We start from the raw sequence: 20,160 nt of genomic DNA on the forward strand, positions 1-20,160 counted from the left end.
GGCAGCGCTATCGGGAAGTGGACGGGCGATGCAGCGAATGCGTGATCGCCGCGAAGTCGGCCTGGATGACGGCGAAGATGAACGCGGTGGACATGCCGAACAGCAGCACGCCGACGGACGACTCGATCGCGCCGAGCATGCGCCATTGTTCCGTCAGCGCGAGACCCGACGCGCCGCGGGTCGCCATCGTGTCGATCGAGAAGAACAGGGCGTCGCCGAACGAGCCGAGCGCGTGGCGCTGCACGAACACGACGGCCCACAGAGCCGCCTCCAGCGTATGCAGCGTGCCGAGCGCGATGCAGATGAATGCGATGATGCCGACCAGCTTGCGCAGTTGCGCGTGAATGGTGTCGCTCTGCATGTCGAGCGCGGATCGCATGCGTCGTGCACCGACGGCCAGAAGAACCATGGCTACCGCATGAATCAGAATGTTGGCCATGCCGAGAAGCACGCCGATCGTCCAGCTTTCCATGATGATGGGATGCTCGCGAGGGTGGGGGGAAATCGGGTCGACTGCGTGCCGGCCGGCGTCATTCGAGCGCGCTGCGCAGCTTGAGCGCGATGTCGAGCTTCGAGATCCAGCCCGCGTCGTCCAGGCGGGCGCCGAGCATGTTCTCGATCCGCTCCAGGCGGTAGTTGAGCGTGTTGGGATGGATGCCCAGTACGCTCGCAGTCGCCTTGCGTCGCTGCAACTGCTCGAAGTAGGTCCGCAGCGTGTCGAGCAGATCGGGTTCACCGGCGAGCTGCTCGGCCAGCGAAGTCAGGTAGGTCAGCGCGCGCTTCGTGCCGCGGATGCTTTCCTCGACCGCGATTTCGGCATACAGCCGCACGCGCTCTTCCTCGAGGTGGCCGCGACCGAAATTGAGCGCCCGGCCGGCTTCGCTCGCAGACTCCGCCCAGCCCGCCGCGCCTGCGCCCGGCAGGCCGACGCCTATGGCCCTGACTTCCGGCGCGGCCGTCGCGATCGACGCGATCTGTCGGACCATCTGCAGATCGCTCGTCCTCGCCGTCTCGCCGCGCCGGACGGGAATCCACATGAGCAGTTGCCCGCGAAACCAGACGTCGAAGATATCGTCGACGGGCAGTCTCAGGCGGCGGGCCGCCGCCGCGACGATGCGGTCGAGCTCGCTCTTGAAGGTGGCCGAATTGCTGTCGATCGACGCAATGTCGATGGCCAGCGCGACGCGTGGCACCGATACGTCGAGGCGCAGCGCCGCGGCCGTCTTGTTGAACTCGTCGGTATCGTCGGGAAAGTTGAAGATGATGCCGTGCAGCTGGTAGCGCAGCGATTCCCGCCAGCGCGCCTGCTTGTACTGCTCCTCCAGGAAGGTCTGGGCGATCTCCTGCGACATGATGTCGAAGAACTCCATCAGGTACGGCGAGATCCGGAACAGCAGTTCGTCGCGCAGCGCGTTGTCGTCCTTGGCGAGCCCGATATAGAAGCACCACAATTCCCGCGACCCGAGCCGGAATGCGCGCAGCAGCGACTCCAGCGGAACGCCCTGGTAGACGCGCCGGCGCCCGTACGTACGAAAGCCCTCGAGTGCATCCTCCGACGGCATCCGGCCCGACACGAGGCTGTCGAGCCAGAGCCGCGACGACAGCGCGATCGATTGGCGAATGTCGAGCTGGGTCGTCGAATCGAGGTCCGCATAAGGTTTGATGACCAGCAGCGCCTTGTACACGCGATCGACGAATGCGGTGTTGTTCTCGGTGACGCTGGCAATCCACTGCCGCATGGCCGGCGACAGATCGGGAATGACGGTGGTCATACGATTTCGCTCCTGGCGAAGGCTTCTCGCGATCGGACAGCGCTGCGGGTACCTGAATGGTACGTCCGGCGGCGGCCGTGCTGCCGAGTTAATTGCAAGCGGAACGGCGGCGCAATGCCGATCGCGGGGAAGGGGAGATGAACCGATGTCGTGGAAGCGGACCGACGGCGTATGGGGAAAGTGCGTCGAACATCACCATCGTTGCTGAATCCACGAGTTCGGAAGTCCGTTCTTATAATAAATAGCAGTACGCACAGTCAATATGAATATAGACATCGGAGTTTTGTCGAAATGCGACGTGCGCCGGTTTCCGCTCGCACGATTGTGACGATGACCAACCGGCGTTGTGTGTTTTCACAATTTTGTGAAAACACACAAGCCCAATAGTTTGTTTCACGGTTTTATCGCAATCGTGCCGCGGGTAGTATCGGCAGCCGGGTCGCGTACTGCGCCGGCCCGGCTCGATCCGCATTCCCAGCCCGGAGGCAGAAGACAGGGTGCCCGGTTTCCAGTCCGGGCGTCTCGGCCTCCTCCCATCGTGTTCGTTCGATTGCCGAATCAATCTTGCGGCATGCCGTCATGCCGCTTTCGTCCGTTGCCGTGAGTCATTTGCCGATGCGCCCGTCCACCGCCCTGAGTTTCGTTTCGATTGCGGCCAGCCTGTTGCTTGCAGGATGCGCGACCGCACCGTCGGTCGCCGTGTTCGGTGCGGCCTTTCCCGACTGGCTGTTCTGCATCGTCGCCGGCGTGCTGGGGACCGCGATCGTTCACGTCGTGCTGGGCAAGCGCGGCAAGCGCGCGCTGCTCGCGCCGCTGGCGATCAGCTATCCCGCGCTCGCCACGGCGCTCGCGCTGGCCGTCTGGCTGCTCTTCTTCCCCCACTGATTCCGCGTACCGTTATGTCCGACGTTTCCGGCGCATCGCGCAACAAGTCCCTGCCTGCCTGGCTCATCGTGATCGCCGCGCTGGTGCTGCTCGGCGTCGTCGTGTGGCGTCTCGACCGGTCGCCGACGACCGACGACGCATACGTCTACGCCGACACGATCAACGTCGTGCCGGAAGTCAACGGCAAGATCGTCGAGATGCCGGTGCGTGACAACCAGCCGGTGAAGCAGGGCGACCTGCTGTTCCGGATCGATCCGCGGCCGTACCAGGACGCGCTGAACCAGGCGCGTGCGCGGCTGGTCACGCTCGACAAGCAGATCGGACTCACCCAGCGCACGGTCAATGCGCAGCAGTACAACGCCGATTCCGTGAAGGCCGCGGTCGAGCGCTCGCGCGCGCAGGCCGCGCAGGCCGCCGACACGCTGCACCGGATGGAGCCGCTGCTCGCGCCGGGTTACACGTCGGCGGAGGACGTCGACCGGGCCCGCACTGCGCAGCGCGCGGCGCAGGCCGAACTGAACGCGGCGATGCTGCAGGCGCAGCAGGCGTCCGCGGCGGTGAGCGGCGTGGACGCGCTGGTCGCGCAGCGCGCGGAAGTCGAGGCGCAGATCGCGATCGCCGAACTGAATCTCGAGTACACGGAGGTGCGCGCGCCGTTCGACGGACGCGTCGCCGCGTTGCGCACGACGGTCGGCCAGTTCGCGTCGGCGCTCAAGCCGGTCTTCACGCTGATCGATACGCGCCACTGGTACGTGATCGCGAATTTCCGCGAAACCGACCTGAAAGGCGTGCGCGCGGGGATACCGGCGACCGTCTATCTGACGAGCGACATCGGCAAGCGTTTCGCCGGCACGATCGATTCGCTCAGCTACGGCGTACTGCCCGACGACGGCGGCGTGGTGCTGGAAGGACTGCCGCGCGTGGCGCGCAGCGTCAACTGGGTGCATGTCTCGCAGCGCTTCCCGGTCAAGATCGCGGTGCGCAACCCGGATCCCGACCTGTTCCGGGTCGGGACCTCGGCGGTCGCGACGCTCAGGCGCGACGCCGTCGCGCACGATGCGGCCCGGTAAGCGCGCCATGAGTACCGCGCCATTCGCGCCGAGCCGTCTGCAGCGCTTCGCGGGCTTCGTCGGCGGCGAGATTCGCCCGTACCCGGGGCGCATGAACGTGATGCTGCGTTGCGTGCTCGCCAGTGCGCTCGTGATCGTCGCGTCGATGGCGTTGCAGGTGCCGCTGCTGGCGGTGTCGCTGATCGTGGTGTTCTTCGTGACGCAGGCGAACGTGGTGGTGACGCGCCTGATCGGCGTGCTGTTCGTCGTCGGGTCGACGCTCGCCGTCGGCAGCTCGATCCTCGTGTTCAAGTTCACCTACGACTATCCGCTGTTGCGGATCCTGCTGGCCTGCGTGCTGTTCTTCTTCAGCGTCTACATGATGCGGGTGGCCAGGATCGGCGTGGTGTTCTTCATCGTCGCCATCGTCGTCATCTACTCGCAGACCTTCGTCGACCGGACCGATCAGGCTGAACTGCTGGTGCGCGCGGTGCTGTGGGTGTGGGTCGCGGTCAACTATGCGATCGCGGTGACGCTCGTGATCAATACGCTGTTCCTGCCGGCGGAGCCGGTGCGCCAGCTTCGTGCGGCCCTGTGCGCACAATTGGATGCCGTGGACGCGAGTCTGGCCGCGCTCGAACGGCGCGCGCCGGCGGCGGGCGGCCCGACGGCGCGCGCCATCCAGGTCGGCGCGCTGACGCTGCAGAAGCTGCTCCGCTTCGCGACGATGCGCGATCCCGCCTATCGCGCGAGCCAGGCATTGCATCTCGCCCGCGTGGCGACGGTGTCGCGCCTGTACGCGGCAGCCGGCCATCTGCCGGCCTCCGCCGACGGATCGGCGGCCGGCGCGCTGGCGGTGCTGCGCGAAGCGGTCCGGCATCTGGCCGACGCGGTCGGAGCGGACGCGCGCTTCGTCGCGCCTGCGGCACTGGTCGGGTTGGCGGCGGACGGCTTGCCGGGCGCGCTGGCGGAAATGCGCGACGCGTTGCTGACATTCTCGGATCGGTCGGCGGCGCCGCCGGCGGTTCAGTCCAGGGCCGAAAAGGAGCGGATGCTGGTGCCGGATGCCGCCACCAATCCGGTCTACGCGCAGTTCGCGCTGAAGACGCTGATGGCGGCCATGTGCAGCTACGTCTTCTACATCGCGACCGACTGGCAGGGCATCCACACGATGATGCTGACCTGTCTGATCGTCGCGCAACCGAGCCTCGGCGCGTCGGCGCAGCGCGCGGTGCTGCGGATCGGCGGCGCGGCGGTCGGCAGCGTGCTGGCGCTCGCGATGGTCGTCTGGGTCATGCCGCGGCTCGACGGCATCGTCGGCTTGCTGATGATGGCGCTGCCGGTGATCGCGCTGTCCGCGTGGGTATCCGCTGGGTCGGAGCGCATCAGCTATGCGGGCACGCAGATCATGTTTACGTTCTCGCTGGCCGTACTCGAGCATTTCGGGCCGACCACGAATCTCACCGAAATCCGCGACCGGATGATCGGGATCCTGCTGGGTGTCGCCGTGTCGGCGGTCGTTCACGCGTTGCTGTGGCCCGAGGCCGAGGGCGAGGCGCTGCGCCAGCGCGCGGCGAAGCTGCTGCGCCGGATCGGCACGCAGCTTCGCTCCGATGCGAGCGGGCCGGTGCCGGTCGGGCTGTGGGCCGAGCTGGGCGACAGCGAGGCGATGGCGGCGCGCGTCGCGCTCGAACCGGGCTGGCAGATGGCCGACGGCGAACAGGAAAGCCTGACCTTGCGCATGCAGGCGCTGCTGGCCCGCATGCGGGAAATCCTGCTGGCGACCGATGCGTTCGGCGCGGAGCGGGACGCGCAGCGCGCGCCGCACGACGTCGCCGCCGCGGCGGCCGCGCTTCAGGCCGAACTGGCCGGCGCGCTCGACCGTTATGCCGACGCGCTGGTCGAGCACCCGCTGGCGATCGATGCACCGTCGCGTGCGTCCATCGCGGCGCTGTCGGATCGCTGCGCGGCGGATTTGTCCGCCCGGCCGGACGATGCGTCGCAGTCCGCCTACGACCGGCTGCTGGCCCGCGCCGGCCAGCTCGCCGGCCAGGTAGAGGGGCTGCCCGCCTGGGCGCCGGAACCTGTCGCTTCTGTATTGCCTTCCCGAGCTTCGCAAGCATGACCGATTCGCTGATTCGACCTTCCTGTTCGTCGTTGCGCCGCATTGCCGTCGCCGCGCTGCTGTGCGGGCTGTCCGCCTGCGCGCTGATTCGTCACGACACCAAGCCGGTGGCGACGCTCGATCCCGAGCGCGTTCGCGTCGCCGACGACATTCACCTGGCGCAGGACGGCTGGCCGTCGGCCCGCTGGTGGACCCGCTACGGCGATCCGCAGCTCGACGCGCTGGTCGACCGGGCGCTCGCGGATGCGCCGACCATGGGGATCGCGCGTACGCGCGTGTCGCAGGCCAAATCCGACGTCGACCTCGTGAAAGCGGGGACCAACCTGCAGGTGAGCGCGCTTGGCTCGGTGGATCGCGAGCGCGTGTCGGGCAACGGCTTCCTGGGCGCCTATTCCGGCAATCAGCCGCTGCTGGGCGCGACCGGGCCGTGGTACACGGAAGGCATCGTCGGCCTGGGCGCGAGTCTCGATGTCGACATCTGGGGCAAGCAGCGCGCGCAGGTGGCGGCGGCGCTGGGCGTGCACAACGCACGGGTGGTCGAGACGTCGGCGATCGAGCTGGAAGTGTCCGCCGATGTCGTGCAGCTTTACTACGGTATCCAGACGACCTATCGCCTCATCGACCTGCTGGAACGGTTGCACGACGTGGCCGTGTTCTCGATGGATGCGCATGCCGCGCGCGCGGCGCGCGGGCTCGAACCGCAGACCCAGACGGAACTCGCCCGCGCGCAGAAGCTTGCGACGGAGCGGCAGCTCGTCGCCGCCCGCGGGCGGGTCGTGCAGTTTCGCGAGGCGCTGCGCGCGCTGCTTGGCGCCGGGCCGACGGATCTGCCCGAGATCCGGCCCGTGCCGTTGCCGCAACCGCCGTCGGCGTTGCCGCCGACGCTGTCGTACGAACTGCTCGCGCGGCGCCCGGATCTGCAGGCGATGCGCTGGTACGTAGAAGCGTCGTTCGACAAGATCGACGCGGCCAAGGCTGCGTTCTATCCGAGTTTCGACATCAAGGCGTTCTTCGGCGTCAACGCGCTGCATCTGGGCGACCTGTTCACGCATGCGAGCCAGCAGATCAACCTCGTGCCCGGCCTGACCCTGCCGGTGTTCGACGGCGGGCGGCTCAACGCCAACCTCGGCAACGCACGCAGCGCGAGTAACCTGCTGATCCTGCAGTACAACCAGTCGGTCCTGAATGCCGTGCGCGACGTCGCGACGACGGGCAGCCAGCTGCAGGACCTCGACGCGGAAGCAAAGCTGCAGACGCAGAAGATCCAGGCCGTGACGTTCGCGCATGACAGCGCCGACGCCCATTACCGCAGCGGGATGGGCAGCCGGCTGAGCGCGGTCGAAGCGAAGCAGGCCGTGATCGTGGAGCAGGTCGCGCTGCTCGATCTCGACGGCCGCCGCATCGGCCAGGACATCGCGTTGACCAAGGCGCTGGGCGGCGGTTACCGGTCGGATGCGCCGGTGACGCTGAAGCCGCGGTGAGGCAAGCCATGTCGATTCAGTCCGTGGGGCCACGCTTTGACGACGTGCCGCGCGAGGCGGACGGCTTTCGCACGATGCTGGGCGTCCAGTTGGCGGTCCGGCAGGTGCTGAACCAGCGCATGCAGGCGGCGCTCGGCGTGCAGTACTCGCAGGGCAGTGCGCTCGTTCAGCTCGCACGCTGCGACACGATGTCCTGTCAGGCGCTCGCGAAATTGCTCGGTTGCGGCACGAGCCGCCTCACGCGCCTTGCGCAGGACCTCGAACGTCGCGGGTTGATCGTGCGGCGCCGCAACGATCTGGACCGGCGTGCGCTGGACCTGTCGCTCACGGCGAGGGGGCGGCAGATCGCGGAGCGCGTGCCGGCCGTCGTCGAGGAAGCCGAGCGGATCGTGCTCAGCCGACTGTCGGTTGAGGAGCGGACGTTTCTCAAGCGGTTTCTCCAGCGCATTGTCGGCGAGATCGATCGATGAACCGTTACGCCGCCGCCGTGTCATGCCGGCCGGCTTCGAGGCATGCAGCGTCGATCCCCGGCCCGGCCACCCAACCCCGCCTGACGAGTGCCGCCGCATGGCCCGCACCGCGTTGATTGCCTGTCCTGCCTGCGACACGCTGCTGCGCAAGTTGCCGCTCGCCGGCCACACCCACGCGCGCTGTCCACGCTGCAACGAACTACTGTATCGAGGCGGCGCCCCGCAGCTCGACCGCGTCTGTGCGCTTACGCTCGCCGCGCTGATCACGTTCGTGATTGCGCAGGGATTTCCGATCCTCGAGATGAACGTGAACGGCATGCACGTGCAGACGACGCTGTTGGGCGCGGTGCGGGCGCTATGGGATCAAGGCATGGGCCTCGTCGCCGTGATGGTGTTCTGCGCGACGCTGCTGTTTCCGCTCGCCGAGATGGCGGCGCTGCTCTACGTGATGCTGCCGCTGCGCGCCGGCCGCATTCCGCCCGGTTTCGGCTTGGTGCTGCGCGCGATCGGCCTCGTGCGTCCGTGGGGCATGATCGAGGTGTTCATGCTCGGCATCCTCGTCACGATCGTGAAGATGGTGAGCCTCGCGCGGGTGGTGCCGGAAGCGGCGCTGTTCGCATTTGCGGCGCTTACGTTGATGCTGAGCGTCGTCGTGATGTTCGAGCCGCGCGCGTTGTGGGATCTGGCCGACGCACTGCGCGGCGATCGCGCCGCCGACGACGAGGCGACGATCCGATGAAGACGACGACCGCCGCCCGCGAGGGGATGGCGAGCTGCCACGTCTGCGGCCAGGTTCAGCCGCTCGCCGCCGATCGGGATGCTGCGCCGACGCATTGCACGCGCTGCGGCACCGCGCTGCACGTGCGGTTCCCGAACAGTCTCGCTCGCACCTGGGCATTCCTGCTCGCGGCCGTGATCCTGTATATCCCGGCCAACCTGCTGCCGATGATGCGCACGTCGTCGATCGTCGGCTCGCAGTCGGACACGATCATGAGCGGTGTCGTCTATTTCTGGGTGTCGGGCGACTGGCCGCTCGCGGTGGTCGTGTTCGTCGCCAGCATTCTCGTGCCGATGCTCAAGCTCTGCGTGCTGCTGATCCTCGTCATCACCGCCCAGTGCCGGTCGGCCTGGCGGCCGATGCAGCGCACCACGCTCTATCGGGTCGTCGAACACATCGGCCGCTGGTCGATGCTCGACATCTTCGTGGTCACGCTGACCGTTGCGCTCGTGCATTTCCGGTCGCTCGCCGTCATCACTGCCGGCCCCGGTGCGCTGGCGTTCGGCTCGGTCGTGATCCTGACGATACTCGCGTCGTTGCAGTTCGATCCCCGTCTGATCTGGGATCCCGTCGAAACCTCTGGAACTCACCATGAATAGTCCGCAAGGCCCGCAACGCGATTCGAACGCAGGTGCCGGTCAACCACCGTCCATTGCCGATCCGGTGATCGCGAAGCGCGCCGGTTGGCTGCCGTCGCTCGTGTGGCTCGTGCCGCTGATTGCCGCGCTGATCGGCCTCGGTCTCGTCGTCAAGTCGGTGCGCGAACGCGGCCCGGAAATCACGATCAGCTTCGCCAACGCCGAAGGACTCGAGCCCGGCAAGACGCAGGTGAAGTACAAGGATGTCGAGGTCGGCACGGTTGACGCGATCCGGCTCGCGAAGGATCTGTCTCATGTGCTGGTCGACGTCCGGCTCAAGAAGGAGGCGGAAGATTTCGCGGTGAAAGGGGCGCGGTTCTGGGTCGTACGACCGCGCATCGGCGCGACCGGCGTATCGGGGCTCGGCACGCTACTGTCGGGCGCATACATCGGCGTCGACGCGGGACGTTCGAAGGACGACGAGCGCGCGTTCACCGGCCTTGAAACGCCGCCTGCCGTGACCGGCGATCAGCGCGGTACGCAGTACACGCTGCGCGGCGATTCGCTTGGCTCGGTCGATATCGGCTCGCCCGTCTACTACCGGCGCGTGCAGGTCGGGCAGGTGGTCGGCTTCTCGCTGGACAGGCTCGGCACGGGTGTCACGTTCACGGTGTTCGTCAACGCGCCGTACGACCAGTACGTGCATGAGAATTCGCGCTGGTGGCAGGCGAGCGGCGTCGATCTGCGTCTCGATTCGAGCGGCCTCAAACTCAATACGCAGTCGCTCGCCACAGTGATTCTCGGCGGCATCGCGTTCCAGTCTCCGGTCGATCAACCGCCCGGGGGCGTGGCTGCGCATGGCACGGTATTCCAGCTCGCGTCGGACGAAGGGCAGGCGATGCGCGATCCGGACGGCCAACCGCTGCAGATCGTGATGAACTTCAACCAGTCCCTGCGCGGGCTCGCGGTGGGCGCGCCGGTCGACTTCCGCGGTATCGTGCTCGGCGAAGTCACGAACATCGGCATCGACTACGACGCGAAGGCGAAGAGCTTCAAGATGCCGGTAATGATGAACTTGTATCCGGAGCGCCTCGGCAAGAGCTTCCGGGACGCGATTCGCAGCAAGGGCGAACCGGAGCGCCGACAGATCCTGCAGCGACTCGTCGAGCACGGGCTGCGCGGGCAGTTGCGCACCGGCAACCTGTTGACGAACCAGCTCTACGTCGCGCTCGATTTCTTCCCGACGGCGCCCGCCGTGAAGGTCGATGTCAGTCATGAGACTGTTGAGCTGCCGACCGTGGCGAACACGCTCGACGAGCTGCAGATGCAGGTCGCCGACATCGCGAAGAAGCTCGATAAGGTGCCGTTCGACCAGATCGGTGCGAACCTGAACAGCGCGCTCGGGAATGCCGACAAGCTGTTCAGGCAGCTCGACACGCAGGTGGCGCCGCAGGCGCGCGATACGTTGTCGGCGGCGAAGCAGACGTTCTCGGCCGCGGAGGCCACACTGCAGCAGGATTCGCCGCTGCAGTCCGACGTGCGCGGCGCGCTGAAGGAGCTGACGCACACGTTGCAGTCACTCAATATGCTCGCCGATTATCTGGAGCGGCACCCCGAATCGCTGCTCAAGGGCAAGCCAGGAGATCAACCATGACGACGACACGCGTGAACATCCTCGCGAGCGGCGCGGCAGCAGTCTTCGCTGCGCTCGCGCTCGCCGCGTGCAGCTCGCCGCCTGCGCGGTTCTATACGCTGAGCCCGGCCGACGCCGCGGCGCCCGTGCGTACCGCGCCCGCGAATCCATCGTTCCTGATCGAGGTGCCGTCCGTCGGTGTGCCCGATCAGGTCGCGAAGAATCAGCTCGTTGTGCAGAAGAACGCCGCGCAGGTCGACGTGCTCGAGCAGGAACGCTGGGCCGCGCCGCCCGCCGACGAGATTCGCCGCGCGCTGTCGGACGATCTCGCCGCGCAGCTCGGCACGATCGACGTTGCGAATTCCGCGTATCCGGCCGGCGTGCCCGTCTATCGCATCAGCGTGAACGTGCAGCGCTTCGAGTCGTGGCCGGCCAAGCGCGCGGCGATCGATGCGGTGTGGAGCGTGCGCGTGCTCGGCACGCAGGCGGTGATGACGTGCCGCACGAGCGTCGCCGAACCGGTCGCCGATGGCTACGACGCGCTCGTGGTCGGCCACCGGCGCGCACTTGCTGAACTGGCGCACCAGATCACTGGAGGTGTCGAGGCGATGGAAGGATTGCGTACCCAATTCGTGAAAGCGACCGCGTCGGGACAATCCAAGGCAGCGAAAATATCACTGGCTTCGACTGTACCGTGTCCCGATGTACGACAGTGAGTCCGTTCGCCGAGTATTGGACGCTCATGGTCGAATTGGGTATCTCGATCATTTGAGGTAGATCCGGGATGGCAGTGGGTACACAGCATCTCGCTCGCCTGCTTTGCTTACGTGACCAGGCGCCTGTTTGTTCAGAGTTCTTCCCATTTTGCGGTCGGGTGACGCCGCGCTGGGCCGTGACGGCCGCGGTCTTCTACATCCATGTCGACGAAGGCAGCGACGACGCTTCGCACGATCCGGGTAGCCACGCAATGCTCTACGCACTCGGTACCACCTATAATCTGACCACGTGCACCTTCTTGTGCGGCACGGTCGCTCACGTGGGCAACAGCAAGAACGGCAACTTCCCGGTGTTTGCGACGGCTCGCGATTCCAGCTCGCCGACCCGTCCGAACATGGGCGAAGGGCAAACCGGCGCGTATGTCGGGATGATTCACGTCTTCTAAAGCAACAGGCCATTTCGCGGAGCGTTTTCCGCACAGCCGGCCACTGCGGGCATAGCGCAGTGGCTGGACGACTCGCCGGTGTTCGCGCGGGCGAGCCTCGCCACAGGCATCGAGTGGCAAGCGATGCTGGCGCCGTCCTCAAAAGAAGGTTGAGATCATCATGACCAGATCAAGAGAATCATCGCCGGGGTTCATCGGCGTCGTAACGCTACTATTTATCGCGCTTACGTCGCTCTTTCTGCTGATAGGCGGCGCGTACCTGCTCTCGCTCGGTGGTTCGGCGTATTACGTCGTGACCGGCGTCGTGCTGCTGGCAGTCACGTGGCTGCTGTATCGCCGCAGTCCCACTGCGCTCGTGCTCTACGCGCTCGTGCTCGTGGGCACTGCCATCTGGTCGCTGTGGGAGTCGGGTCCCGACTTCTGGGCGCTCGCGCCGCGCTCGGGGGTGCTCGTCGTGTTCGGCGTGTGGTTGCTGCTGCTCGTGAGCTGGCGTCTCGAAGTGCCGCGCAAGCTCGGCGTGCAGTCGCTTGTCGGCGCGCTCGTGATCTGGGCGGGTGTGCTCGTATACGCCTGCTTCAACGATCCGCAGACGGTCAATGGCACGATGGCTTCGTCTGTCGGTTCGCCCGCCGCGAACGCCAACGGCATTGACGCCTCGGACTGGCCCGCGTACGGCCGCACTCAGGAAGGCACGCGCTACGCGCCGCTGCAGCAGATCACGCGGGATAACGTGAAGAACCTGCAGGTGGCCTGGACGTTCCGCACGAACGACATGAAAGGCCCGAGCGATCCGGGTGAAATCACCGACGAAGTCACGCCTATCAAGATCGGCAATCTGCTCTACCTGTGCTCGCCGCACCAGAAGCTCTTCGCGCTCGACGCGCAGAGCGGCGCGCTTAAGTGGACCTTCGATCCGAAGCTCAAGACCGATCCGTCGTTCCAGCACGTGACTTGCCGCGGCGTGTCGTATGTCGATCTGACGGCGAGCGCTGATGTATCGGCAACGGCTGCTCCGGCTAGTGACGCTGCTGCTTCGGCGCCGCAGGCCGCCGCACCGGCAAGCGACGCTGCCGTATCGGCTACGGGGGCGTGCTCGCGCCGTATCTACCTGCCGGTCAACGACGGCCACCTGTACGCGCTCGACGCACTGACAGGCGAGCGCTGCGCGGGCTTCGGCAGCAATGGCGACCTCGATCTCCAGCACGCCATGCCGATCACCACGCCGGGTATGTACGAGCCAACTTCGCCGCCGGTTGTCACCAGCAAGGTGATCGTCGTTGCGGGCGCGGTGGAAGACAACTTCTCGACCCGTGAACCGTCGGGCGTGATCCGTGGTTACGACGTGCGCACGGGCCAGCTCCTGTGGGCGTTCGATCCGGGCGCGAGTGACCCGAACCATATCCCGGGCCCGGGCGAGCACTACACCTGGAACTCGCCGAACTCATGGGCGCCCGCCGCCTACGACGCGAAGCTCGATATCGTCTATCTGCCGATGGGCGTGCGCACGCCGGACATTTGGGGCGGCGACCGTACGCCGGAGATGGAGCGATATGCAAGCGGCCTGCTCGCGCTGCACGCCTCGACGGGCAAGCTGGCCTGGTTCTACCAGACCGCTCACCATGATCTGTGGGACATGGACATGCCGTCGCAGCCGACGCTTGCCGACATCACGACCAAGGACGGCAAGACCGTGCCGGTCGTGTACGGGCCGGCCAAGACCGGCAACCTGTTCGTGCTCGACCGCCGCACTGGCGAAACCGTCGTGCCGGCTCCGGAACGGCCGGTGCCGCAAGGCGCCGCGCCTGGCGACCGTACCTCGCCGACGCAGCCGTTCTCCGAACTCACGTTCCGTCCGAAGAACCTGCTCACGGACAAGGACATGTGGGGCGCGACGATGTACGATCAGTTGGTCTGCCGCGTGATGTTCCACAAGCTGCGGTATGAAGGCACCTTCACGCCGCCGTCGCTGCAAGGCACGCTGGTGTTCCCGGGCAACCTGGGCATGTTCGAGTGGGGCGGCATTGCGCTCGACACCGATCGTCAGATCGCCATCGCCAACCCGATTGCGCTGCCGTTCGTGTCGCGTCTGATCCCACGCGGTCCGGGCAACCCGATCGAACCGGCATCGGGTGCCAAGGGGAGCGGTACGGAGTCGGGTATCCAGCCGCAGTACGGCGTGCCGTTTGGCGTGACGCTGAACCCGTTCCTCTCGCCGCTTGGCCTGCCCTGCAAGCAACCGGCATGGGGCTACATCGCCGGTATCGATCTGAAGACCAACGAGATCGTCTGGAAGAAGCGTATCGGCACGGTGCGTGACAGCTCGCCGATCCCGCTGCCGTTCAAGATGGGGATGCCGATGCTGGGCGGCCCGATGATCACGGCCGGTGGTGTGGCGTTCATCGGCGCAACGGCGGACAACTACATCCGCGCGTTCGACGTGAACAACGGCAAGCAACTCTGGGAAGCCCGCCTGCCGGCAGGCGGCCAGGCCACGCCGATGAGCTACTCGATCAACGGCAAGCAGTACGTCGTGATCGCCGCAGGCGGCCACGGCTCCTTCGGCACGAAGCTCGGCGATTACGTGATCGCTTACGCGCTGCCGAACTAAAACGCGTTGCTGTTCGCACCGAGCGCCGGACAGAGGTATCGAGCCTCGCGGCGCACGGTCCGATCCCCGAAACGGCATGCCTGGCATGCCGTTTTTTTTGCCTGATTTTTGGCGACTCTTTTGCCAAAGCGACGCCATGAACCGCAGCGATGACGGGAACGAGGCGAGTAATCCGATGCATGTTCGGTGTGGCCGCCGTCGAACCCGATCAGCCTGACGACCCGGACCCAATCATCGGGTCATTTGTCTGCGACCACCGGGCGCAGCAACAAGCCGCCTGTGAGCGTCGCAATGCAATGCTCGGCGATCTGCTCGGGCGTGTATTCGCCGCCGGGCTCGAAGTGGCGCGATTGCTGCCAATTGTTAAATCCAGCCGAAATTGCTCGTAAAGCGCGCAACTTTAATTCACCGGACTCCAGAAGCTCTTAGTTCGCGAGACTTCACGCCGAATCGCCCCCCCTTGCTTCCGTGAAATTGCCGTGCTAATTTTTCATGAAATTCACCGGCGAAAATTTCACGGGAGTCCGCATGTTCGTGCAGTCCGACCGTCACGTCGCAAGCTACTACGCCGGCACCTATCCGGCGCCGATCCCGCATCGTCCCGAACTGGATGAACGTATCGACGCCGACGTGCTGGTCGTCGGCGCCGGCTTCAGCGGACTGCATACGGCGTTGCGCCTCGCGCTCGCGGGCAAGCGTGTGGTCGTGCTCGAAGCGAGCCGCGTCGCGTGGGCCGCATCGGGCCGCAACGGCGGACAGGCGCTGCTCGGCTGGTCGTGCGACATGCAGCCGCTCGAGGATTCGCTTGGCCGCGACGGCGCGCGCGAGCTGTGGGACAGCATGCGCTGGGCCGCGGCCGAAGTGCGCGAACTGCCCGCGCGGCACGGCTTCGACATCGACTACCGGCCCGGCAGCCTGTGGGCGGCGGTGCGGCCGCGCCGCGTCGCGATGCTCGCGCAGGCCCGCGACGAAGCGGCCGAGCGCTGGGGCTACGACCGGCTGCGCGTGATCGGGCAGGACGAGATGCCCGAATGGATCGGCAGCGCGCGCTATCTCGCCGCGCTCTACGATCCCGAGGCCGGGCACCTGAATCCGCTGAAGCTCGCGCTCGGTCTCGCGCAGACGATCGAACGGGCCGGTGGCCGCATCTTCGAGCAGAGCCGCGTGCTCGATTGTCGCGAGGCGGCCGGCGGCCATGTCGCGCGCACCGCGCACGGCGAGGTGCGTGCGGACGTGCTGGTGCTCGCGTGCAACGCTTACGTCGACCGGCTCGATCCCGACCTGTCGCGCCGCTTGCTGCCGGTCGGCACCTACCAGGTCGCGACCGCGCCGCTCGCGCCGGACGTCGCGCGCGCGCTGTTGCCGCAGAACAGCTGCGTGATCGACAACCAGTTCGTGCCCGACTACTTCCGCCTGAGCCCTGACAACCGCCTGCTGTTCGGCGGCGGCTGCACCTATCTCGGCGGCATACCGGCCGACATCGCGGCCGCGACACGCCCGCACCTCGAACGCGTGTTCCCGCAACTGGGCGGCGTGCCGCTCGACTACGTGTGGGGCGGTCACATCGACATCAGCATGCGCCGCACGCCGGACATCGGCCGCCGCGGCCAGCGTTTCTGGCTGCAGGGCTTCTCGGGGCACGGCGTGCTGCCGACGCTCGCCGGTGCGCGCGCGGTCGCCGATGCCGTGCTCGGCGACGATCGCCTGCTCGCGCAGTACCAGCGCATCCGCAACCCGCGCTTCCCTGGCGGTGACCGCCTCGCCGCGCCGCTGGAAGCGATCGGCAAGGCCTGGTACCGTTTGCGCGATACCGTCTGACGCACCGGAATCCACCATGAACGAACAGGAAGAGATAGAAAGTCTGGCGATCCTGATCCGCGACCTGCGCAAGCATCGCAAGGTCACGCTCAACGATCTGGCGGAACGGATCGGCCGCTCGGTCGGCTTTTTGTCGCAGGTCGAGCGCGGGCTGTCGCGCCCGACGGTCGCCGATCTCACCGCGATCGGCGAGGCGCTCGGCGTGCCGACCACGTATTTCTACAGCCTCAGCAAGCCGCGCAGCGTGCCGTGGGTCACGCGGCCCGACGAGCGGCGCACCGTGTATTACGCGGCCGGCATCACGGACATCCTCGTGTCGCCGAACATGCGTTCGCGCTTCTCGATCCTCGAAAGCCATCTCGCGCCCGGCGCGAGCAGCGGCGAGCGCTCCGTCGACGACAGCGACGAGCAGGGCGGCTTCGTGCTCGAAGGCGAGCTGACGATCTGGATCGACGGCGACGACACGCCCGTCACGCTCGGCCCGAACGACGCGTTTCAGTTGCCCGCGCACCAGCGGTTTCGTTACGCGAACCTGAGTGACACACCGACGCGCGTGATCTGGGTGTTCACCTGAGTTGTCGGCGGGGCGGCTTGACGGGCTGTCGCGCTGTCGCGCCGCGCTGCTGGTTTGCAGTACTGATGGACATCGCGCAGGCGACGTTGCCGCATGCCGATGAATCCGGTTCGCCGCGCTGCGGCACCGCCATACAAGACATGGAAAGGAAGAGACATGGCTGACGTCGTTCCCGTGCTGGTCGATGAAATCCGCGCATTCCGGCAGGCGCATCCCGAGATCGGTTATGTCGACCTGATCTGTCTCGACCTGCCCGGCCACTTCTACGGCAAGCGCTATCCGATCGACGCGCTCGAGAAGGTCGCGTCGGGCTCGCTGCTGAAGCTGCCGCAGAACTGCGTGCTGCTCGGCACGCAGGGCGGCCTCTACAAGATCGGCGACTACTGCTTCAACGACGGCGACCCCGATGTGCCGCGCCGCCTGATTCCCGGCACGCTGAAGCCGGTGCGCTGGGAACGGCAGCCGCTCGCGCAGATGCTGATCAGCTCCGACGGCACGGACGCGCCGATCGAGTTCGAGCCGCGCGAAGTGCTCGCGCGCGTGCTGCGACGCTTCGCGGCGCGCGGCATCCGGCCGGTCGTCGCGTTCGAGCTCGAGTTCTACCTGTTCGCCGCACAGCTCGCGGACGGGATGCCGCAGTATCCGCGCGATCGCTTGAGCGACGACCGCGACGACCAGCCGAACATGCACATCGAGCGGCTGTCGCGGTTTTCCGAGGTGCTGCACGAGATGGTCGAGGCCGCGTGCGAGCAGGGCGTCGACGCGACGGTGATCACGGCCGAGCTCGGACCCGGCCAGTTCGAAATCAACTTCGGCCATACCGACGATGCATTGCGCGCGGCCGACTGGTCGGCGCTGTTCTGCCGCAGCACGCGCGGTGTCGCGTTGCAGCACGGCTATCGCGCGAGCTTCATGGGCAAGCCGTACCTGCACGCACCGGGCAGCGGGATGCATGTGCACGTGAGCCTGTATGACGACGCGGGGCGCAACCTGCTCGCCGCCGACGAGCAGCGGCCGCTGCGGCATGCGGTGGCCGGCTGCCTCGCGCTGCTGCCGCATTGCATGCCGGTGTTCGCGCCGAATCACAATGCGTTCCGGCGTTATGGCTCGATGGTGAACGCGGCGAGCCGGGCAAGCTGGGGCTTCGAGGATCGCGACGCGTGCATCCGGATTCCGGAATCGGATGCGCGCAACCTGCGCATCGAGCATCGGCTGGCGAGCGCGGACGCCAATCCGTACCTGGTGCTCGCGGCGATTCTCACCGGGATGGAGCACGGGCTCGACGCACGGATCGCGCCGATCGCGCCGCTCAACGACGATCGCGGCAGCGGGATCGATTTCCCGAAGGAGATGCTGTCGGCCGTCGCGGCGATGCAGGATCACGCGGCCGTGCGTGACGGGCTCGGCAGCGAGTTCGTGATGGTGTATTGCGAGAACAAGCGGCAGGAGGAGCTGGATTTCCGCAACGAGATCGGCGCGCGGGAGTATCGGTGGTTTCTGTGACGGCGCGACGCGTGACCCCGCTGCGGGTCACGCGCAACCGGCATGGGTCGTTGCGATCGAAGGCACTCACCAGGCGGTCAGCGGATTCCACCGGTCGCCGTCGTTCACGTCGATGGACGATGTCGGGACCGGCGTCATGATCAACAGTTCCGTCGGGCGCACGGACCAGACGACGGCGATCAGCGTCGAGTCGTCGAGCGATGTCCCGTTCAGATAGAGGCTGATGCCCTTGACGTCGGCCTTCATCACGCTCCAGTCGACTTTCTTCAGGCCGTCGATCGCGAGACGATAGAAGAAGTCGTAGTTGTCGTAGGCCGTTTGCGCGTCCGTGCCGGTGCTGAAGAACCAGCCATTCTCCTTGTTCTTGAACATGCACCAGCTTTGCGCTTGCTGCGCGAGCGTGCCGGTCGTGACGAGCTTCACGAGGTTGCTTCTTGCGTCGTCGACGGTCTTGGCCTGCCACGGCGTGAAGCCGCCTGCTGCCTTGACGTCCGCCGGCGTGCGGCCGGGTTTGCCCGCGTGGGCGTTGTCTTCACCGCGATATGCGTATTGCATGATGTGCCTCCGGTTCGATGTCGATCGGTCTGGATGGGTCCGCGTTGCGAGTGGACACGAGCACGATATCGGCGGCAAACCCGGCGGGAAATGGGCCGAAGGTGTGACGGGGCGTCAGGGGAGGGATGGCACGGGAGGATTCAAGCTAAAGAAGCGTACGCCAATAGCGAACCTCTTCGATTGGCGCGCCGTCGATCTCGAACGTCTTGACGTCGCGCTCGACGACAAAGCCCTCGCGTTCATAGAATGCCTTCGCACGACGATTCTCGACGAGCACCCACAGCGACACCCGGACATGCCCTGCGTCATGCAGCGCACGGCACGCATGGTTGACCAGCGCCGCGCCGATTCCTTGGCCGCAATGCGACGGATGCAGGTAGATCGCTTCGATTTCGCCCCAGGTCGAGTCCTTGTCGGTGTCGCGTGTCGGACCATAGGCAACCCAGCCTCGCGGCTCGCCTTCCGTGAACGCGAGCGCGACCCGCGGCCGTCCAGCGTCGAGCACGTCGCGCCAGGCGGCGGTGCGCTGTTCGACCGACAGACCGGCGAGGAACGGCGCAGGCATGATGCCTGGGTAGGTTGCCTGCCACGATGCGACGTGGATCTCGGCGATGGTCGCGGCGTCGGCGGGCGTGGTGGCGCGGATGTCGATCGTCGTCGTATTCGGTGCCATGGGGATCCCACCTGATCTATTGCAGGGCAGCGGGTGCCGCGCCGCGCAGCGATTCACGACACGGCACCCGGGAAGCGCTTACTCCCCGAGCTTCGCCGTCACGCAACCGGTGCTCGAGCATTCGCGCTCGCGTTCGCGCAGGAACGACAGGCGCGATTGCGTGAAGTCGATCGCGCACTGCAGGTTCACGAGATAGCCGTCGTCGCGCGTTTCGCTGCAGCGGTCGTCGCGCTGCTTCATCCACGCGAGCTGGCCCGTCTTCAGTTTCGCCTGCTGGTCGCCGCTCAGTTGCTTGCGCACGCGGCCGTACTCGTCGTTCAGTTCGCGGTCGAGCTGCGAGAACTGGTTGCTGCTGCAGTACACCTGGTCGAACGCACTGCGCGGTTTCCCGCAGCCGGCCGCGTGCGCGGCGAACGGAACGGCAAGCGCAAGCAGCGCGCAGGATACGAGCAGATTCTTCTTCATCATCATGGTGCTCCTCACTGGGTGAAAACCG

General features: G+C 66.4%; 20 protein-coding genes. 15 read left to right on the plus strand and 5 right to left on the minus strand.

Features of this window, described 5'->3' with window-relative positions:
- Positions 1-7: 7 nt before the first annotated feature.
- The gene (locus GEM_RS17585) at positions 8-379 is read right to left on the minus strand and encodes a two pore domain potassium channel family protein (RefSeq protein WP_272148430.1); all 372 of its coding nucleotides are present in this window, start codon (positions 377-379) and stop codon (positions 8-10) included.
- 151 nt (positions 380-530) lie between these two features.
- Positions 531-1,772, minus strand: coding sequence for a PucR family transcriptional regulator (locus tag GEM_RS17590; protein ID WP_014898714.1), 1,242 nt, complete (start codon positions 1,770-1,772; stop codon positions 531-533).
- Between the two features lie 579 nt (positions 1,773-2,351).
- Between GEM_RS17590 and GEM_RS17595 the strand changes: the two genes are divergently transcribed.
- The 15 genes from GEM_RS17595 (at position 2,352) to GEM_RS17660 (ending at position 18,436) form a co-directional block, all read left to right on the plus strand.
- Positions 2,352-2,657 (plus strand): YtcA family lipoprotein, encoded by a 306-nt coding sequence (locus GEM_RS17595; protein ID WP_148283857.1) that lies wholly within the window; start codon positions 2,352-2,354, stop codon positions 2,655-2,657.
- A gap of 14 nt (positions 2,658-2,671) precedes the next feature.
- Positions 2,672-3,727: a multidrug transporter subunit MdtN gene (mdtN, locus tag GEM_RS17600; RefSeq protein WP_014898716.1), complete on the plus strand. Its 1,056-nt coding sequence runs from the start codon at positions 2,672-2,674 to the stop codon at positions 3,725-3,727.
- Positions 3,728-3,734: 7 nt separating this feature from the next.
- A complete protein-coding gene (gene mdtO, locus GEM_RS17605) occupies positions 3,735-5,831 on the plus strand; it encodes a multidrug efflux transporter permease subunit MdtO (RefSeq protein WP_014898717.1) in 2,097 nt (698 codons plus the stop codon).
- The gene (locus tag GEM_RS17610; protein WP_014898718.1) at positions 5,828-7,312 is read left to right on the plus strand and encodes an MdtP family multidrug efflux transporter outer membrane subunit; all 1,485 of its coding nucleotides are present in this window, start codon (positions 5,828-5,830) and stop codon (positions 7,310-7,312) included. The genes mdtO and GEM_RS17610 overlap by 4 nt, the downstream gene beginning before the upstream one ends.
- Positions 7,313-7,320: 8 nt before the next feature.
- Positions 7,321-7,782, plus strand: coding sequence for a MarR family winged helix-turn-helix transcriptional regulator (locus GEM_RS17615; protein WP_014898719.1), 462 nt, complete (start codon positions 7,321-7,323; stop codon positions 7,780-7,782).
- 97 nt (positions 7,783-7,879) lie between these two features.
- Complete coding sequence (locus GEM_RS17620) at positions 7,880-8,521, plus strand: paraquat-inducible protein A (protein ID WP_014898720.1); 642 nt, start codon at positions 7,880-7,882, stop codon at positions 8,519-8,521.
- Positions 8,518-9,159, plus strand: coding sequence for a paraquat-inducible protein A (locus GEM_RS17625; protein WP_014898721.1), 642 nt, complete (start codon positions 8,518-8,520; stop codon positions 9,157-9,159). The genes GEM_RS17620 and GEM_RS17625 overlap by 4 nt, the downstream gene beginning before the upstream one ends.
- Positions 9,152-10,792: an intermembrane transport protein PqiB gene (locus GEM_RS17630; protein WP_014898722.1), complete on the plus strand. Its 1,641-nt coding sequence runs from the start codon at positions 9,152-9,154 to the stop codon at positions 10,790-10,792. The genes GEM_RS17625 and GEM_RS17630 overlap by 8 nt, the downstream gene beginning before the upstream one ends.
- Positions 10,789-11,487 (plus strand): PqiC family protein, encoded by a 699-nt coding sequence (locus GEM_RS17635; protein WP_014898723.1) that lies wholly within the window; start codon positions 10,789-10,791, stop codon positions 11,485-11,487. Before GEM_RS17630 ends, GEM_RS17635 begins: the two co-directional genes overlap by 4 nt.
- 68 nt (positions 11,488-11,555) lie before the next feature.
- A complete protein-coding gene (locus GEM_RS17640; protein WP_014898724.1) occupies positions 11,556-11,933 on the plus strand; it encodes a porin in 378 nt (125 codons plus the stop codon).
- Between the two features lie 160 nt (positions 11,934-12,093).
- Positions 12,094-14,541, plus strand: a complete 2,448-nt coding sequence (locus GEM_RS17645; protein ID WP_014898725.1) for a glucose/quinate/shikimate family membrane-bound PQQ-dependent dehydrogenase — start codon at positions 12,094-12,096, stop codon at positions 14,539-14,541.
- Between the two features lie 179 nt (positions 14,542-14,720).
- Positions 14,721-14,930: a hypothetical protein gene (locus GEM_RS31350; RefSeq protein ID WP_148283858.1), complete on the plus strand. Its 210-nt coding sequence runs from the start codon at positions 14,721-14,723 to the stop codon at positions 14,928-14,930.
- A 139-nt stretch (positions 14,931-15,069) separates the two neighbouring features.
- Entirely contained in the window at positions 15,070-16,359 is a 1,290-nt protein-coding gene (locus GEM_RS17650; RefSeq protein WP_014898726.1) for an NAD(P)/FAD-dependent oxidoreductase, read from the plus strand.
- Between the two features lie 16 nt (positions 16,360-16,375).
- Positions 16,376-16,933 (plus strand): helix-turn-helix domain-containing protein, encoded by a 558-nt coding sequence (locus tag GEM_RS17655; protein ID WP_014898727.1) that lies wholly within the window; start codon positions 16,376-16,378, stop codon positions 16,931-16,933.
- A 156-nt stretch (positions 16,934-17,089) separates the two neighbouring features.
- Positions 17,090-18,436: a glutamine synthetase family protein gene (locus GEM_RS17660; protein WP_014898728.1), complete on the plus strand. Its 1,347-nt coding sequence runs from the start codon at positions 17,090-17,092 to the stop codon at positions 18,434-18,436.
- Between the two features lie 66 nt (positions 18,437-18,502).
- On the opposite strand, the gene GEM_RS17665 is transcribed toward GEM_RS17660, so the two are convergent.
- From GEM_RS17665 to GEM_RS17675, 3 genes are all read right to left on the minus strand, one after another.
- A complete protein-coding gene (locus tag GEM_RS17665) occupies positions 18,503-18,991 on the minus strand; it encodes a hypothetical protein (RefSeq protein ID WP_014898729.1) in 489 nt (162 codons plus the stop codon).
- 145 nt (positions 18,992-19,136) lie between these two features.
- A complete protein-coding gene (locus GEM_RS17670) occupies positions 19,137-19,664 on the minus strand; it encodes a GNAT family N-acetyltransferase (protein ID WP_014898730.1) in 528 nt (175 codons plus the stop codon).
- A 78-nt stretch (positions 19,665-19,742) separates the two neighbouring features.
- On the minus strand, positions 19,743-20,132 hold the full coding sequence (locus GEM_RS17675; RefSeq protein WP_014898731.1) for a lysozyme inhibitor LprI family protein: 390 nt from the start codon (positions 20,130-20,132) through the stop codon (positions 19,743-19,745).
- Between the last annotated feature and the right edge of the window lie 28 nt (positions 20,133-20,160).

The sequence above is a fragment of the Burkholderia cepacia GG4 genome, assembly GCF_000292915.1.
GTDB classification, from domain to species: Bacteria; Pseudomonadota; Gammaproteobacteria; order Burkholderiales; family Burkholderiaceae; genus Burkholderia; species Burkholderia cepacia_D.